At 68.6% G+C, this 16,581-nt stretch carries 17 protein-coding genes; 8 read left to right on the top strand and 9 right to left on the bottom strand.

Going from position 1 to position 16,581, the window contains the following annotated elements; translation table 11 throughout:
- Positions 1–34 precede the first annotated feature (34 nt).
- The gene (locus ACIBGM_RS05660) at positions 35–586 is read left to right on the top strand and encodes a hypothetical protein (RefSeq protein WP_396384601.1); all 552 of its coding nucleotides are present in this window, start codon (positions 35–37) and stop codon (positions 584–586) included.
- On the opposite strand, the gene ACIBGM_RS05655 is transcribed toward ACIBGM_RS05660, so the two are convergent.
- On the bottom strand, positions 517–795 hold the full coding sequence (locus ACIBGM_RS05655) for a hypothetical protein (RefSeq protein WP_396384600.1): 279 nt from the start codon (positions 793–795) through the stop codon (positions 517–519). The genes ACIBGM_RS05660 and ACIBGM_RS05655 overlap by 70 nt on opposite strands.
- A 288-nt stretch (positions 796–1,083) precedes the next feature.
- On the opposite strand from ACIBGM_RS05655, the gene ACIBGM_RS05650 reads away from it, so the two are divergent.
- The 6 genes from ACIBGM_RS05650 to ACIBGM_RS05625 all read left to right on the top strand — a co-directional run bounded on the left by ACIBGM_RS05650 (position 1,084) and on the right by ACIBGM_RS05625 (position 8,321).
- The gene (locus ACIBGM_RS05650) at positions 1,084–2,811 is read left to right on the top strand and encodes a thiamine pyrophosphate-binding protein (RefSeq protein ID WP_396384599.1); all 1,728 of its coding nucleotides are present in this window, start codon (positions 1,084–1,086) and stop codon (positions 2,809–2,811) included.
- A gap of 11 nt (positions 2,812–2,822) precedes the next feature.
- The gene (gene frc, locus ACIBGM_RS05645) at positions 2,823–4,049 is read left to right on the top strand and encodes a formyl-CoA transferase (RefSeq protein WP_360526484.1); all 1,227 of its coding nucleotides are present in this window, start codon (positions 2,823–2,825) and stop codon (positions 4,047–4,049) included.
- Between the two features lie 26 nt (positions 4,050–4,075).
- Positions 4,076–6,217, top strand: coding sequence for an acetate--CoA ligase family protein (locus ACIBGM_RS05640; protein WP_396384598.1), 2,142 nt, complete (start codon positions 4,076–4,078; stop codon positions 6,215–6,217).
- Positions 6,218–6,286: 69 nt separating this feature from the next.
- Entirely contained in the window at positions 6,287–7,786 is a 1,500-nt protein-coding gene (locus ACIBGM_RS05635; protein WP_396384597.1) for an Nramp family divalent metal transporter, read from the top strand.
- A 2-nt stretch (positions 7,787–7,788) separates the two neighbouring features.
- Positions 7,789–8,064, top strand: coding sequence for a hypothetical protein (locus tag ACIBGM_RS05630; RefSeq protein WP_396384596.1), 276 nt, complete (start codon positions 7,789–7,791; stop codon positions 8,062–8,064).
- Positions 8,058–8,321: a hypothetical protein gene (locus ACIBGM_RS05625; RefSeq protein ID WP_396384595.1), complete on the top strand. Its 264-nt coding sequence runs from the start codon at positions 8,058–8,060 to the stop codon at positions 8,319–8,321. The genes ACIBGM_RS05630 and ACIBGM_RS05625 overlap by 7 nt, the downstream gene beginning before the upstream one ends.
- Before the next feature lie 49 nt (positions 8,322–8,370).
- Here the strand turns inward: ACIBGM_RS05625 and ACIBGM_RS05620 are convergent, their stop codons facing one another.
- The 3 genes from ACIBGM_RS05620 to ACIBGM_RS05610 all read right to left on the bottom strand — a co-directional run bounded on the left by ACIBGM_RS05620 (position 8,371) and on the right by ACIBGM_RS05610 (position 10,575).
- Positions 8,371–9,132 carry a GntR family transcriptional regulator gene (locus ACIBGM_RS05620; protein ID WP_360526472.1) on the bottom strand — a complete coding sequence of 254 codons (762 nt, stop codon included), beginning with the start codon at positions 9,130–9,132 and terminating at the stop codon, positions 8,371–8,373.
- Between the two features lie 111 nt (positions 9,133–9,243).
- Positions 9,244–9,429, bottom strand: a complete 186-nt coding sequence (locus tag ACIBGM_RS05615; protein ID WP_360526469.1) for a hypothetical protein — start codon at positions 9,427–9,429, stop codon at positions 9,244–9,246.
- A gap of 174 nt (positions 9,430–9,603) precedes the next feature.
- A complete protein-coding gene (locus tag ACIBGM_RS05610; RefSeq protein WP_396384594.1) occupies positions 9,604–10,575 on the bottom strand; it encodes a LysR substrate-binding domain-containing protein in 972 nt (323 codons plus the stop codon).
- A 196-nt stretch (positions 10,576–10,771) separates the two neighbouring features.
- Between ACIBGM_RS05610 and ACIBGM_RS05605 the strand changes: the two genes are divergently transcribed.
- Positions 10,772–11,539, top strand: a complete 768-nt coding sequence (locus ACIBGM_RS05605; protein WP_396384593.1) for an alpha/beta fold hydrolase — start codon at positions 10,772–10,774, stop codon at positions 11,537–11,539.
- Here ACIBGM_RS05605 and ACIBGM_RS05600 read toward each other — a convergent pair.
- The 5 genes from ACIBGM_RS05600 to ACIBGM_RS05580 all read right to left on the bottom strand — a co-directional run bounded on the left by ACIBGM_RS05600 (position 11,521) and on the right by ACIBGM_RS05580 (position 16,544).
- Positions 11,521–12,036 (bottom strand): hypothetical protein, encoded by a 516-nt coding sequence (locus tag ACIBGM_RS05600; RefSeq protein WP_396384592.1) that lies wholly within the window; start codon positions 12,034–12,036, stop codon positions 11,521–11,523. The genes ACIBGM_RS05605 and ACIBGM_RS05600 overlap by 19 nt on opposite strands.
- Positions 12,037–12,102: 66 nt before the next feature.
- Complete coding sequence (locus ACIBGM_RS05595) at positions 12,103–12,807, bottom strand: YdcF family protein (protein WP_396384591.1); 705 nt, start codon at positions 12,805–12,807, stop codon at positions 12,103–12,105.
- Between the two features lie 12 nt (positions 12,808–12,819).
- Positions 12,820–13,953 (bottom strand): DNA polymerase III subunit beta, encoded by a 1,134-nt coding sequence (gene dnaN / locus ACIBGM_RS05590; protein ID WP_396384590.1) that lies wholly within the window; start codon positions 13,951–13,953, stop codon positions 12,820–12,822.
- A gap of 33 nt (positions 13,954–13,986) precedes the next feature.
- Positions 13,987–14,637 (bottom strand): response regulator transcription factor, encoded by a 651-nt coding sequence (locus ACIBGM_RS05585; protein ID WP_360526451.1) that lies wholly within the window; start codon positions 14,635–14,637, stop codon positions 13,987–13,989.
- Entirely contained in the window at positions 14,625–16,544 is a 1,920-nt protein-coding gene (locus tag ACIBGM_RS05580; protein WP_396384589.1) for a histidine kinase, read from the bottom strand. The genes ACIBGM_RS05585 and ACIBGM_RS05580 overlap by 13 nt, the downstream gene beginning before the upstream one ends.
- Positions 16,545–16,581 lie beyond the last annotated feature (37 nt).

Raw genomic sequence — 16,581 nt, 5'->3', positions numbered from 1 at the left:
CTACGGCCGGGTTGCACGGCCCGATCCGTGCGTGATGGAGCTGGTGTCGAAGCTGGCCCGGGAACCGTGGACCGATCGCCCGACCTGCGTGCATCCCACCCTGAGCGCGGTGGCCAGAGCGGTGCACGACCACAGCAGCTCCGCCGGCCGCAAGGCCCTGCTCCCGCTGGCGCCGAGCTTCCTCGGTACGGCGCAGACCGGCTTCGAACCGTCCGCCCGCGTTGTCGCGCTGTGTGTGTCGACAGCGCTCGCGGGCGGCGAGCTCACGAAGGACGAACGCGTCCGGTTGGCGAACGCGCACCAGACCGCGATCCACCTGATGAGCGGGCGCGAGGAACCCGGGGGAGCGGCTCGCTGGTGGCTGCCGCTGCTCGGCCGGTTCGGCTGGAGCGAGCCGTTCTACCGGACCTTCGTCGCCACCGAGCACGCCGCAGAAGCAGTCGCGGTCACCGCCCGGCTTTCGAACGGTGACCGCGACGTACGTCTGAGGCAGTTACTGAAGCAATGTCTGGCCGCTCACGGTGCCCGGCGGCCGGGTGCTCCCAGGCCCTCGTGCTCGACGTCCGCCCAGAAGCCGTGGTCGTAGTCGCCGTCTGGGATCACCACCAGTTCGCGCCTGCGGGGTGCGCGGACCTGCTGCTCGAGGCGCTCCAGGTCTGCGGCACACCGTTGCAGATCGTCCATCAACCGCAGTACGTCGAGATGCGGACCGAGCTGATTCCTCAACGCCAGAAGGGATTTCTCCAACGCATGCACGGCCTCGCGGGTCCGGTCGAGATGTTCGTGAATCGTCATCGCAGCCTCCGTTGTGTCCTGTGGCGGGCGTCCTTCGGCGCTTCCGGCGCCCATGCACGCACCTCACGGCACTCGAGCAGCGCCCACGATGCTCCGCATCGAGGCCACTTCTCGAGCACCGCGATGCACGCACCTGGACACCGGAATCGCTCGAATGACGCCCGCCACAGGACACCGCTTCGAACTCTGGACAACCACCACGGCGTGCGATAAGACTACGACTACACCATACGGTATGCAATCTACATTCAAGCCGTACCACCGGCCCTTCCGAGGAGATGACTGCAGATGGCGCAGACAGTGTCGGAGACCCAACCAGCTGCTGAGGTGAAGGGGCCCGAGGAGTCACAGCCGGCGACGATCTCAGGTGGTCACCTGGTCGCCAAGGCGCTCAAGGCCGAGGGGATCGACGTGATCTTCACCCTCTGCGGCGGCCACATCATCGACATCTACGACGGCTGTGTCGACGAGGGCATCGCGGTGGTCGACGTACGGCACGAGCAGGTCGCCGCGCACGCGGCCGACGGCTACGCCCGGATGACCGGCAAGCCCGGCTGCGCGGTCGTCACCGCCGGCCCTGGGACGACGGACGCCGTCACCGGCGTCGCGAACGCGTTCCGGGCCGAGAGCCCGATGCTGCTGATCGGCGGCCAGGGCGCGCTGAACCAGCACAAGATGGGGTCCCTGCAGGACCTGCCGCACGTCGACATGATGACGCCGATCACCAAGTTCGCCGCGACCGTGCCGCACACCGCGCGGGTCGCCGACATGGTGTCGATGGCGTTCCGCGAGTGCTTCAACGGCGCCCCCGGCCCGTCCTTCCTGGAGATCCCGCGCGACATCCTGGACAACTCGGTCCCGGTCGAGTCCGCGACGGTCCCGGAGCCCGGCCGATACCGGGCCTCCACCAAGAGCATCGGCGACCCGGCCAACATCGAGGCGCTGGCCGACCTGCTGGTCCGGGCCGAGAAGCCGGTGGTGCTGCTCGGCACCCAGGTGTGGACCTCACGCGGCACCGACGCCGCGGTCGAGTTCGCCCGGAAGCTGAACATCCCGGCGTACATGAACGGCTCCGCCCGCGGCTCGCTGCCGCCCGGCGACCCGCACCACTTCCACCTGTCCCGCCGGTACGGGTTCAACAACGCCGACCTGATCCTGATCGTCGGCACGCCGTTCGACTTCCGGATGGGCTACGGGCGCCGGCTGCCGAAGGGCGCGACCGTCGTGCAGATCGACATGGACTACCGCACCGTCGGCAAGAACCGCGACATCGACCTCGGCCTGGTCGGCGACCCGGGCGCGATCCTGGCCGCGGTCACCCAGGCGGCCTCGGGCCGGATCCAGAAAGCGGGCGACCGGAAGGCCTGGTTCGCCGAGCTCCGTGCCGAGGAGGACGCGGCGTACCAGAAGCGGCTGCCGAAGCAGCTGTCGGACGCGAACCCGATCCACCCGCTGCGGCTGGCGCACGAGATCAACGAGTTCCTCACCGAGGACTCGATCTACATCGGCGACGGCGGCGACATCGTCACCTTCTCCGGCGGCGTGGTGCAGCCGAAGTCGCCCGGCCACTGGATGGACCCGGGCCCGCTCGGCACCATCGGCGTCGGCATCCCGTTCGTGATGGCGGCCAAGTACGCCCGGCCCGACAAGGAAGTGGTCGCGCTGTTCGGCGACGGCGCGTTCTCGCTGACCGGCTGGGACTTCGAGACCCTGGTCCGCTTCAACCTCCCGTTCATCGGTGTCGTCGGCAACAACTCCTCGATGAACCAGATCCGCTACGGCCAGGAGGTCAAGTACGGCCAGGCCCGCGGCCGGGTCGGCAACACCCTCGGCGACGTCCGGTACGACGAGTTCGCCAAGATGCTCGGCGGGTACGGCGAGGAGGTCCGCGACCCCAAGGACATCGGGCCGGCCATGCAGCGCGCCCGCGAGTCCGGGCTGCCGTCGCTGATCAACGTCTGGGTCGACCCGGACGCGTACGCCCCCGGAACCATGAACCAGACGATGTACAAGTAAGGGGACCCAGCATGACAAAGGCCCTCGAAGGTGTCCGTGTTCTCGACATGACCCACGTGCAGTCCGGACCGTCCTGCACGCAGATTCTCGCCTGGCTCGGCGCCGATGTGATCAAGCTCGAGGCGCCCACCGGTGACATCACCCGCCAGCAGCTGCGCGACATCCCGGACGTCGACAGCCTCTACTTCACGATGCTGAACTGCAACAAGCGCAGCATCACGCTGAACCTGAAGTCCGACCGGGGCAAGGAGATCTTCACCGACCTGGTGAAGGACGTCGACATCCTGGTGGAGAACTTCGCTCCCGGCGCGATCGACCGGATGGGCTTCACCTGGGAGCGGCTGCAGCTGATCAACCCGCAACTGATCTTCGCCTCGATCAAGGGCTTCGGCCCGGGCCGCTACGAGGACTTCAAGGCCTACGAGGTGGTCGCCCAGGCGATGGGCGGCGCGATGAGCACGACCGGGTTCGAGGACGGGCCGCCGACCGCGATCGGCGCCCAGATCGGTGACTCCGGCACCGGGATCCACCTGGTCGCCGGCATCCTTGCGGCGCTCTACCAGCGGACGCACAGCGGCAAGGGCCAGCGGGTCAGCGTGGCCATGCAGGAAGCCGTGCTGAACCTGACCCGGGTCAAGCTGCGCGACCAGCAGCGGCTGGCGCACGGGCCGCTGCGCGAGTACCCGAACGAGCACTTCGGTGACGAGGTGCCCCGGTCCGGCAACGCCTCCGGCGGTGGCCAGCCCGGCTGGGCGCTGCGCTGCGCTCCGGGCGGCCCGAACGACTACATCTACGTGATCGTCCAGCCGCCCGGCTGGGCCCCGATCGCGAACCTGATCGGCAAGCCCGAGCTGGCCGACGACCCGGACTGGTCCACCCCCGCAGCCCGGCTCGGCAAGCTGGACAAGATGTTCGCGCTGATCGAGCAGTGGACCGAGCAGCACACCAAGTTCGAGGTGATGGACCGGCTCAACGCGCTGAACGTGCCCTGCGGCCCGATCATGTCCACGCGCGAGCTGATCGAGGACGAGACGCTGGCCGAGCTCGGCGCCGTGGTCGAGGTGAAGCACGCCGAACGCGGCAGCTTCAAGACCGTCGGCTGCCCGATCAAGCTGTCCGACTCCCCGGTCCAGGTCGAGACCTCACCCGGTCTCGGCGAGCACAACTCCGTCATCTACGGCGGGCTCGGGATCGACACCGCCGAGCTCGAGGAACTCAAAGCCGCCGGCGTCGTCTGACCTCTTCGCGAATTGGAGCTAATGGCATGACCTATGACAAGGCAGCAGTCCGGACCATCCTCGACCAGGCTCTGGCGGACGGCCGCACCTCGCTGAGCGCGCCCGAGGCCAAGCAGGTCGCGGACGCGTACGGCATCCCGACGCCGGGTGAGGGGCTGGCCACGACTGCCGAGGGAGCGGCCGGCCTGGCGGCCGAGATCGGCTTCCCCGTCGTGCTGAAGATCGTCTCGCCGGACATCCTGCACAAGACCGACGCCGGCGGGGTGGTGGTCGGGGTCGACTCCGAGGACGCCGCGACGGAGGCGTTCCGGAAGATTGTCGACAATGCGAAAGCCTACAAAGCCGACGCGGACATCACCGGGGTCCAGGTGCAGAAGATGCTGGTCACCGGCGGTGACGTGCAGGAGGTCATCGTCGGCGCGGTCACCGACCAGACGTTCGGCAAGGTGGTCGCGTTCGGGCTGGGTGGCGTCCTGGTCGAGGTGCTGAAGGACGTCACCTTCCGGCTGGCCCCGCTGTCCGGCGACGAGGCCCGCTCGATGATCGACGGGATCGGCGCGCACGAGATGCTGGACGGCGTCCGGGGCGCCAAGCCGGTGGACAAGGAGGCCGTCGCCGACCTGGTCAAGCGGCTGTCCGACCTGGTCACCGACTTCCCGCAGTTCGCCGAGGTGGACCTCAACCCGGTGCTCGCCGGGCCGGACGGCGCCACCGCGGTGGACTTCCGGATCATCGTCGACGCCGAGGCCGGCAAGCCGGTCGAGCGGTACAGCCAGGACGAGATCCTGACCGCGATGACCCGGATCATGAAACCGCGCGCGGTCGCGGTGATCGGAGCCTCGAACGAGACCGGCAAGATCGGCAACTCGGTGATGAAGAACCTGGTCAACGGCGGTTACCAGGGCGACATCTACCCGATCAACCCCAAGGGCGGCGAGGTGCTCGGGCTGAAGGCGTTCCCGAGCATCCTGGACGTCCCGGGGGATGTGGACGTCGCGGTGTTCGCCGTACCGGCCAAGTTCGTCGGCGGGGCGCTCGAGCAGTGCGGCGAGAAGGGCGTGGCCGGGGCGATCCTGATCCCGTCCGGGTTCGCCGAGACCGGTGAGCAGGAACTCCAGGACGAGGTGGTGGCGATCGCGCGCAAGCACGGCGTGCGCATCCTCGGGCCGAACATCTACGGCTACTACTACCTGCCGGAGAGCCTGTGCGCGACGTTCTGCACGCCGTACGACGTCAAGGGCAGTGTCGCGCTCTCGTCACAGAGCGGAGGCATCGGGATGGCGATCCTCGGCTTCAGCCGGTCCAGCCGGATGGGCGTCTCCGCGATCGTTGGAGTAGGCAACAAGGCCGACATCGACGAGGATGACCTCCTGACGTTCTTCGAGAACGACGACAACACCAACCTGATCGCCATGCACCTGGAGGACCTGAAGGACGGCCGGGCGTTCGCCGAGACGGCGGCCCGGGTGTCGAAGAAGAAGCCGGTCGTCGTGCTGAAGGCCGGCCGTACCGACATGGGAGCGCGGGCGGCCAGCTCGCACACCGGCGCCCTGGCCGGCAACGACAAGGTGTACGACGACATCCTGCGGCAGAGCGGTGTGGTCCGGGCGCCGGGTCTGAACGAGATGCTCCAGTTCGCCCGCGGCATCCCGCTGCTGCCGACGCCGAAGGGCGAGAACGTCGTCATCATCACCGGCGCGGGCGGCTCCGGCGTCCTGCTGTCGGACGCCTGCGTGGACAACGGCCTGCAGCTGATGTCGATGCCCGCCGACCTGGACGAGGCGTTCAAGAAGTTCATCCCGCCGTTCGGGGCCTCCGGCAACCCGGTGGACATCACCGGCGGTGAGCCGCCGTCGACGTACCGGAACACGATCGCGCTCGGGCTGTCCGACGAGCGGATCCACGCCTTGATCCTGGGCTACTGGCACACCATCGTGACACCGCCGATGGTGTTCGCGAAGCTGGTCGCCGAGGTGGTCGAGGAGTACCGGGCGAAGGGCATCGACAAGCCGGTGGTGGCCTCGCTGTCCGGCGACGTCGAGGTCGAGGAAGCCAGTCAGTACCTGTTCGACCACGGTGTGGTCGCCTACCCGTACACCACCGAGACCCCGGTCCAGGTGCTCGGTGCCAAATACCGCTGGGCCCGCAACGCCGGCCCGCTCGGCTGACTGATTGGAGGAAGGGAGCGCGCGGGGGAGCGTTGATCCGCTAGTTGGCGTCGATCTAAGGAGTCCGCCTTGGACGTCACAAGCAACACCTCAGAAGTACCCGAAGGGCCCGCCGCGGCAGCAGTGACCGAGAAGGTCTGGAAAGCGGGCAGGCTCGAACCGATGCCGATCCGGAAGCTTCCGGACGCACCGCCCTCGCTGCACATCCTGGGACCGACCGTCTTCCTGGTCGCGCTCGGCGTCGGGATGGGCGAGTCCTACATGTGGCCCCGGCTCGTCCTGGTGTTCGGGCCGGACATCCGCTGGCTGTTCATGGTCGGCGTCACCCTGCAGGCGTTCGTGCTGCTGGAGATGGCCCGGTACGCGATGGCCACCGGCGAGAGCATCTTCTTCGGCGCGGCCCGCATCTTCAAACCGATGATGTGGTTCTTCTACGTCGCGGCGATCCTGATCTACATGTGGCCCGGCCACCTGTCGGCCGGCGCCGCCGCGTTCGAGGAGATCAGCGGCATACCCTGGCAGGTGACAGCCTGCGTCGCGCTGATCTTCGTAGGGGTGCTGTTCAGCCTGCTCTCGGTGATCTACAACTTCCTCGAGAAGCTGCTCGGCCTGCTGATCGGCCTGCTGGTGGTCGGCACGTCGGTGATCGCGGCGATCGTGGGCAGTTGGGACGACCTGGCCAACACCGTGTCCGGCATGTTCGCGTTCGGGTACTTCCCGGACAAGGCGCTGACCGACGCGTGGTTCCCGATCGTGGTCGGCTCGATCGCGTTCGCCGGCCCGTCCGGCATGCAGCAGATGTGGTACACCCTGCAGTTGCGCGACAGCGGCGCCGCGATGGGGTCGCACATCCCGAAGATCCGCGGTCTGCGGTCGGCCGGCGAGGCCGAGTCGATGCCGTCGCGGGGCTTCATGTTCGACACCGAGGACCCGGCCGAGATGCAGAAGTGGAAGGGCTGGCGCAAGTGGGTCACCTTCGACGCGCTGCTGCTCTTCTGGGGTATCACCATGCTGGTGACCGTCTCGTTCACCGTGCTGGCCATGTCGGCGGCCCGGACCAACCCGAACGTGGCCGGCCTGATCGAGGGCGGTGACCGGGAGGCGGCGCTGAAGGCCATGTCGGACGCGTTCGCGTCGGCCGGCAGCCCGATCCTCGGCACGCTGTTCTTCGGCTTCATCGCGCTGATCGGGCTGAACGCGACCCTCGGTCTGTTCGACTCGTTCTCCCGCGGCCAGGCGGACATGACGTACTACTTCGTGCCGGGGGCCAAGCGGTTCTCGATGTCGAGGCTGTACGCCGGGTTCCTCTGGGGCGTGATCACCTTCGGCATCCTGATCCTGCTGTTCGGGCCGGCCGACGGTCCGGCGGGCATCCTGGACATCCTCGCGTTCCTGTCCACGTTCGCGATGGGCGCCTACTGCATCGTGTTGCTGCTGGTGAACAACATGCTGCTGCCCAAGCCGATCCGGCCGGGTCCGGTGCGGAACCTGATCATCGGGTTCGGCGCGGTGTTCTACCTCGGCCTGCTGTTCTACTGCCTGATCCGCTTCGGTGTGGCGGTGGGCTGATCATGGCGGACCTGAAGCAGCTCGCGGAGTTCTCGGTCCCGGCCGCCGCGGTCGGCGCCTCGGCCGGAGTCATCGCCGGAGGGTTGGCCGCGTTCGTCGGCCAGCCCTTCGGCTGGGCGGTCGCGACCGGCCTCGGTCTCGGCGTCCCGCTGGTCCTGTTCGGCGCGGGGTACGCCGTACTGGTCGCGCTGGGCAAAGTCCCCGCCGGTGTGTTCGCGCCGGCGGCGGTCTACTGGGTGATCGGTTCCCGCTCGCCCTGCTGGTGCATTCGGTGGTGACCGAGTGGGTGGTGGCCGGCTCGCCGGGCCTGCCGCCCGAGCCGTGGAAGTTCCTCGCCTTCCGTGCCCTGGTGAGCATGGGCTTCGCGATCGGCTTCCTCTGGATGCACGAGCAACTCGGCCGCCATTGGTGGCCGCGCATCCTGGATCGCAACATCTACGCCAGGCGAACCGTGGAGCAGTACGCGCACCTCGCCGCCGCCTTGGAGGCCCGCAAGGCCGCCACCGGCCGCGGCCGCAAGAAGCGTGTCGCCTGATCCCCTGCCGGTCGCCCGCAGCCTTCTGGTTGCGGGCGACCGCTTGTGCTCAGCTTGTGATCGTACGGCGGCGGCGCCGGGGAGTTGCCTCGGTCTCGGGAGCCGCTTCGTCGGAGCCGTTGGCGGCCTGGAGGTCGTGGTAGGCCTTGCGAGTGTGCTCGGTGTGCTCGCGCATGGCCTGCGCGGCCTTGTCCTCGTCACCCTCGCTGATCGCCTTCACCAGCCGGTTGTGCTCCCGCCACGACGCGGCGCCACGCACGGGCGCGACCGGTGTGTAGTACCACCGGACCCGGCGGTCCACCTGGGCCGCGAAGTCCACCAGGAACCTGTTGCCGGACATCTGCGTGATCAGGCTGTGCAGCTCGCCGTTCGTCCGTACGGCGCCGTCGATGTCACCGGACTCGTGGTACGCCGTGCCGACCTTGCAGAGCTCCTTGAGCTTGGCCACGTCGTCCTTCGTGGCGTGCCGGGCCGCGAGCCGCGCGGACTCCGACTCCAGCGCCGCACGGGCCGCCAGCAGTTGGTCGACCTCGTCCTCGGCCGGGACGTGCACCATCGCGCCGAAGCCCGGCCGCAGGTCCACCCAGCCCTCGTTGTTGAGCCGCTGGAGGGCCTCGCGGACCGGCTGCCGGGACACCCCGAGCATGCCGGCCAGCTCGACCTCGACGAGGTGCCGGCCGCGCTCGAGGGTGCCGTCGATGATCATCTCGGTCAGGGCCTCGTAGACGGACTCCCGCAACGGCGTCGGGCGCTTGACGTGCCGGACACCGGGGGAGACGGGATCGCTGGTACCCGTGCTGATGGTCGTCATGAGGTCCTTCCCGGAACAAACGCTGAAGGGATCAGGATGGCACTTGGTAGACAGTCTACCAAGTGCCATCACCGAACATATGCTTTTCGGCCCCGGGATTCCGGGTGCCGGTCAGGCGGCCGACTCGTCCGCCCGGCGGCGGTCGTCGTCGCCGGAGGCGAGCCGGACGTCGTCGCCGGTCAGCCGGGCCAGCTCGGCGTCCAGGTCGACCGGGGTGTTCAGCTCCTGCTGCAGCTCCGGGGCATCCGGGAACTGCGGGCGAGCCGCCAGAGCGCCGAACCTACGCGTGAAGATCATTGTGTACCTTCCTGCTCCTCGTGGGAGCGTGCTTGAATTCTGCCTTCTGTATACATTCAACCAGCCGTACTAGCCGGTTATGCCCATGTCTCACGTGATCCCGGTTACGTACGACGTGATCCCGCTTACACACCCCGCTCAGCGGGGGTTGAGGGCATTTCTACGGTCGCCCGGTCACTGGCCGGCGGTCAAAGACTTGCTTGCTATGTCGAGATAGCCGGAACCCATGAGGTGCACGTCGAGCAGCGCGTCCAGCGCGTTGTGGACGCCGGCCTGTCGCGCGACGTCGAGGAGCGCGCGGGCGAGCACCGGCTCGGGGCTGCGAGCCGCGATCACCAGGCCGACCCGCGGCCCGTGCGCGGGGCCCTTGAGCGGTACGACGCGCATGCCGTCAGGCACCCCGAACATGTGCAGCCACGCGTGCGAGATCACGGTCGACCAGTGGTTGCCGTGCAGATGGCTGTAGAGACCGGAGACCGTGTCGCTCTCGATCGACGGCGCCGCGGTGACGCCGTCGTCGGTGAAGTAGCCGTTCATGATCCGGCGGTTGCGCATGTCGGGGGAGAGTAGGCACAGCGGCAGTTCGGCGACCTGCGCCCACGTGGCCATCGGCAACTCGGCGAGCGCGGTGTGCTGCGGGGTGAGCAGTAAGTAGCGCTCCTCGTAGAGCGGCGTCTTGCGGACGTGGCCGAGCGTGTCGTCGTCGAGGTAGGTCATCGCGACGTCCAGGTCGAACTCGGCGAGCTTCTGAGTGATGTCCCGCGACGACAGCGACTCGATGGTGACCTTCGCGTTCGTGTGCCGTTCGCAGAACGGGGTCGTGAGCAGCGAGACGACAGGCATCGCGGTCGGGATCGCGCCGAGCCGGAGCGTTCCGGTCAGGCCGCCGCGCATCACCGACAGCTCGTGCCGCAGTGCGTCCTGCTCCGCCAGGATCCGCTGCGCCCAGAGCAGCACCCGCTCACCCTCGGGGGTGAGGCCCTCGAATCGGCGGCCGCGGCGGACGATCGGCACGTCGAGCTCCTGCTCGAGCTTGCGGATCGCGGCGGACAGTGACGGCTGGGACACGTAGCAGGCGTCCGCGGCGCGGGCGAAGTGCTTCTCCCGGGCCAGGGCGACGAGGTACTCCAGCTGGCGGAGCAGCATCAGAACCCGGCCTGCCGGTGGACCGCATACCAGTCGTCTGTATACATAATCCAACTGTAGTGACGTGGCTTGGCTCCGGGGAAGGTCCTGCGGGTCGCGGCGGGGTCGTGTGATGTGGATCACATTGGACCTAGTCTCATCGGGACTGGGTCGTTCGACGGATGGGTAGGGAGTCCCGTTTGCTAAGGAGCAGGTGATGGAGAAAGTTGTCTCGAAGGACGGCACCGAGATCGCGTACGACGCTGTCGGCAGCGGTCCGGGCCTGGTGCTGATCACCGGCGCGTTCACCGACCGGTCGTTCTTCGCGTCGTACGCCGAGGCGTTGTCCGGCGCGTTCACGGTGGTGAACTACGACCGGCGCGGCCGCGGTGACTCCGGTGACACGACGCCGTACGCAGTGGAGCGGGAGTGGGAGGACCTGGATGCCGTGCGGACGGCGACCGGGGCGCGGTACGCCTGCGCGTTCTCCTCCGGGGTGATGGTGCTGCTGCAGGCCGGTTTGCCGTTCGAGAAGGTGGCGATCATGGAGCCGCCGTTCCGCGTCGAGGGCGCGCCGCCGGCGCCAGAGCGGTACCTGGAGCGGCTGCAGGAGTACGTCGACGCCGGAAACCCGGGCGGTGCGGCCGAGCTGTTCATGGTGGAGGCGGTTGGTCAGCCGAAAGAGGTCGTGGACCAGATCCGGGAGACGCCGATGTGGGCCGGGCTGGAGGCGATGGCGCACACCCTCGTGTACGACGGCTTGCAGATGCGGGACAGCGCCGTACCCGTGTCGTTGCTGTCGTCCATCTCCATCCCGGTGCTCGGGCTGTACAGCAACGCGAGCCCGGAGTGGATGCAGCGGGCCGCGCAGGAGGCTGTGGCCGCGCTGCCGAACGGTACGGCGGAGGGGCACGACGGGACGTTCCACACGCTCCCGCCGGAGACGCTGGCTGCTGTCCTGACCGGCTACTTCAGCGCTAGCTGACGTCTGCCGGCAAGGAGGCTTTTGAGGCGCGGTGCCAGTGGTCGCTCGACGCAGTAGTGCAGGGCGGCGGCTGCGGCGATCATCAGGATCATCGTGGCGGCGACCAGGAGGACGTGATTCACCTGGTCGCCGAGCCGCTCGAAGATGATGAAGCCGAGGTGCGCGTGGATCAAGTACAGCGGGTAGGTGAGTGCGCCGAGGACCGCGAACCACGGGCGGCCGAGGTGCTGCGTGAGCCGCGTCGCGATCGCGAGCATGACCGCGAAGACGACCACGATGACGGCGACCACGACCGGGCGGTGGATCTCGGTGCCGTAGCGGATGCCGACCCGGTCGGCGAACCCGATGCCATTGAAGATCGCGTTGCCCAGTGCAACGGCGACGATCAGGAGGTACTGCGGCTTGGCGCCGTACCGGTGGATCAGGCAGAGCGCCATACCGGCGATGAAGTAGTGCGAGAACTGGGTGTTCAGGACCAGATCGGTTGCGGAGGGCAACAGGCCGGCCCACAGCGTCCAGTAGACGACGTCGACATCGTCAAACCACGGCGTGATCCCGGCGTGCTACCTGCGGATGAGGTCCGGGTGCTCGGCGACGAGATCGTTGTACGCGGCAATAACCTCCGGTGGGATGTCCACGTGGTCGACGAAGTTCCGGCCGCGGGGGCCGTAGCCGTCGGCGTCGTCGCGCAGCCGCCGGATCTCGCCGAGGACGAGCTCGGTGAATCGGCGCCGGCTCCAGATCTCGGGGAGGTTGGGGCCGGCGCTGACGTGGGCCGTCTCGATCCACGGGATGAGCGGGGCGTGGCTGATCAACGTCGTCCCGGGCAGGTCGCTGAACGATCGCTCGAAGCAGGCGTGCGTCCGGCGTTGCATGGTCGGATCCTGGATCAGCAGGAGCGTCTCCGGACGATCGACGAGCTGGCGGGTCAGACGCGCGTTCTCGCCACAGTTGGTCGACTCGTCCTCGACCGCGATGGCGTCGGACGGCACGCCGTACCTGGTGACAAGCAGGTCCCGGAAGACGTGGGACTCGGGGCGATCGGTGGCGGCGACGTCGAGTCCGCGTCGTCGGACTGCTTCCTCGAGGTAGTGGGTCGAGTGGCCGATGCCGCCGCTGATCAGGAGCTGCGGGGCGAGCTGTCGGTGGTACAGGTCGGCCGCGGTCTCGACCGACTCCAGAACAGCGGAGCCCATCAACACGATCCGATCAGCCGACCCGAGCCGGTCCCGCCGCGCCAGATACCGCGCGATCACCTCTTCAGCCATCACTCACCCTAGTCAGCTTGGCAGGCGCATGGGCATCAGGATGTAGGCGGAGTCGGTGGGCGGGGCGTCGTCGGGGGAGCGGAGGCCGGTGAGGTTGGCGGGCTTGGTGGGCTGGGTGAAGGCGAAGTGCGCGACCGGGGCGCCGATCGAGGCCAGGCCGTCGAGCAGGTAGCCGGCGTTGAAGCCGGTCGACACCGACTCGCCGGTCAGCGCGACCTCGACGGACTCCGACGCCTGGGCCTCGTCCCCGCTGCCGGCGTCCAAGGTCGCCGTGCCGTCCGCGACCGTGAGCCGGACCGGCGTCGTCCGCTCCGCCACCAGCGCGACCCGCTTCGCCGCCTCGACCAGCACCGCGGTCTCTACCCGGACCGTGCTGGTGATCGCGGCCGGCGCCGGGATCAGGCTGCGGACCTTCGGGAACTCGCCGTCGATCAGCCGGCTCGTCGCCCGGCGGCCGGCGCCCTCGAACCCGATCAACCCGTCCCCTGTGCGGGTAGAACCGAGCGCGAGCGTGACGTCGTGACCGGCCATCGCCTTGGACACGTCGGCGAGCAGCTTGGCCGGCACCAGCGCATTGGCCTCGACCCCCGGGTCGACCGGCTCCCACTCGACCGTCCGCACGGCGAGCCGGTACCGGTCGGTGGCCAGGAGCTCGATCCTCGGCCCGCGGATCTCCAGCCGGATCCCGGTGAACACCGGCAACGTGTCGTCCCGCCCGGCCGCGCTCACCACCTGGTGAACGGCGCGCGAGAACGCCTCCCCGCTCACCACCCCGGTCGCCGCAGGCAACTCCGGCAGCGCCGGATACTCACCCAACGGCAAGGTATGCAGCACGAACCGCGAGCTCCCGCTGCTCACCTGCAGCCGAGCGGCGTCGCCGCTCAGCTCCACGGAGTCGCGCGGCATGCTGCGGCAGATGTCGGCCAGCAACCGGCCGGACACCAGATACCGCCCCTCGTCGGCCACCTCGGCCGGCACGGTCACCTGCCCCGAGCTCTCGTAGTCGAACCCGGACAGCGTCAGCTGCCCGTCACCCGCCTCCACCAGCATCCCGGCCAGGATCGGCACACTCGGCCGGCTGGGCAGCCCCTTCGCCACCCAGCCGATCGCCTCGGCCAGCACCTCACGCCCGACCCGAACCTTCATGCCCACTCCTCCCCATCGAGAGCTTCGAGCCAATCACCCGCCACCGACAATTCCGGATCGCAGGTAGGCCAGGACGGCGAGGACCCGGCGATGGCTCAGGGCTGACTCGTGGATGTCGAGTTTCTGGAAGACGGAACGGACGTGGGTTTCCACGGTTCGCTCGGTGATGACGAGACGGGCTGCGATGGCCGCGTTCGAGTGGCCCTCGGCGGCGAGCGCCAGCACCTCGCGCTCGCGGGCCGACAGCTTGCCAAGTCCTCCGTCATCGGACGCCAGCAAGGCTGCGACGACATCTGGGTCCAGAGCGGAGCCGCCGGCGGCCACGCGTTCCAGGGCGTCGAGGAAGTCGGTCACTCGAAGCACGCGGTCCTTCAGCAGATAGCCGAAGGCGCCGGTCGACACCAGATGCACCGAGTGCCTGGTCTCGACGTGCTGCGACAGCAGCAACATGGGCTGGTCGGGTGCAGCCTCCCTGATGAGGTGGGCTGCCCGGGCTCCGTCGTCGGTCATCGTCGGCGGCATGCGCACGTCGATCACGGCGATGTCCGGCCTGAGTACGTCGACCAGCTCGGGCAGACCGTCCGCAGTCGCCGTCGTCTCGACCACCTCATGCCCTGACTCGGTCAGCAGGCGCACGAGGCCTTCGCGAAACAGCACGGAGTCCTCGGCGATCAGGACACGCACGGGAGCACCACCTCGATCGCAGTACCGGACTGTGCTGGGCTGGAGATGGTCAGGCGGCCGCCGACGGAGTCAACTCGGTCCCGCAACGTGACGAGGCCGTTGGACGGCGTACCGCCGACGCCGTCGTCAGTCACGGACACGTGCAACTGATTGTCGGCCTCCCGCACGACGACATCGATCCGCGTGGCTTGCGCGTGCTTGAGCACGTTGGCGACTGCCTCGGCGACGACGAAGTACGCCGTCGTGGCGATCAGCTCGGGCGGCACCACGTCGGGTACGGCGAAGTGGATAGGGATCGGCGAGTCAGGGGCCAGCCGACGCAGTGCAGTGGCCAGACCGTCGTCCAGACTCGCCGGACGGACCCCGTGCGCGAGGCGACGCAGCTCGCGGACGGTCTGCTCGAGCCGCTCGACGGCTACATCCAGCTCACTCAGCACGGGGTGCTCTGGCGGCAGCTGGCGTTGGGCAGCCTGCAGCTGCATTCCGATCGCCAGTAGCTGTTGTTGCGCGCCATCGTGGAGGTCTCGCTCCAACCGGTGCCGCTCAGCCACAGTCGCGGCGACGATCCGATTTCGGCTGTCGTCCACTTCCTGCAGAGCCCGGCGCAGCCCCAGCCGCAGCCGGCTGACCTCGATCGGCAGTCGCGCAGCCGACGCAGCCAGCTGCACACGTCGCAGCTGCCGCGCCGACGCGTCACCGACCAGCACCAGCCCGATGTCCGTGTCCGTCGTCCGCAACGGCACCTGTACGGCGTCTTGCCCAACCTGCACTGGCTCACCGGCCAGATCGACGTACCGTCCGTCCTCGACGCTCGTCAGCAGCAGTGACAGCTGCGGATCACCCACCGCGTCTCTCAGCACCTGCTCGACCGTCTCAGGCTCGGCGGAACCATCCCGGACCTGGTCGACGAACCGCCTGATCCGCTCCAGCAGTACGACGCGGTCCCGGTCGATGACCCGCCCGACAGCCTTGTGGAACCACCGGTGCAGCGGAAGAAGCGCAAGCGCGACCAGGAACACCGATGCAGTCAGTCCTGCCGCCGAGTCCCGTCCGGCCAGGTAGCCGATGCCGATCACCAGACCGGCCGTCATCAGCGCGGCCACCACAGCGGTCACCACCCAGGCCACCGAGTCACTGAGGATGCGGTCGATCTCGAAGAGGTCGTGGCGCAGGATCGCGATGGTCACCGCCGCCGGCACGAGTACGACGATGCCCAGCAGGAACCCGGCGTACGCGCCCTGCCCCACCCAGCCGAACGCGGTCACCACCCAGCTCGCGACCATCAGCACCACAACGGCTCCGGCGGCCAGGATGAGCCAGCGCAACTGTTGCCTCGTCCGCTGATCGCCGTGCCGGTAGCGGACGACCACGCTGGCGATGCACGCCACACTGACTGCCAGAACGATGCCCAGCGCGCCGAGCATCACGGGCATCCACAGTGCCTCGGGTACGGCGACCGGCGAGTGCGCGGGCGGCACGTCGTGGTAGTTCATCGTCACGACGAACGCGGCAGTCATGAGCGCTGCTGCGATGGGCACCAGCCAGAACAGCGCCTTCCAGCGCAGCCCGTCCGGGAACACCAGCAGCAGGATGAGGAAGCCGACGAGCTGCCAGGCCCAGACGCCGGCCCCGATCACCGCGACCACGCCGCCGCTCATGTCCCCCCACGACTCCACAGCCGGTGTGGCGACCAGGAAGGCGGCCAACCAGGCCAGCGCGGGTCCGACTGGGCTGGCCGGCACCCGTACGGCGATCAGCCAGGACAAGCCGAGTGGGACGAGCACCAGGAGGTCGGCGAGGGTGGCAACCTCGTCACGCGCGTCGGACGGACCGAAGGCGGCCACGGCGAGCACAGCCCAGGACGCGACGCAGACCGCCGTCGCCCCCAGCATCAGCCCGCGCCTCATGGCCAGATTGTGCACCGATTCGCCCCTGGGTGGACTC

Source organism: Kribbella sp. NPDC050470 (assembly GCF_044458365.1).
Lineage (GTDB): Bacteria > Actinomycetota > Actinomycetes > Propionibacteriales > Kribbellaceae > Kribbella.
The sequence above is the reverse complement of the archived record's forward strand: the minus strand, read 5'-3'. Positions and strand labels throughout refer to the sequence as shown.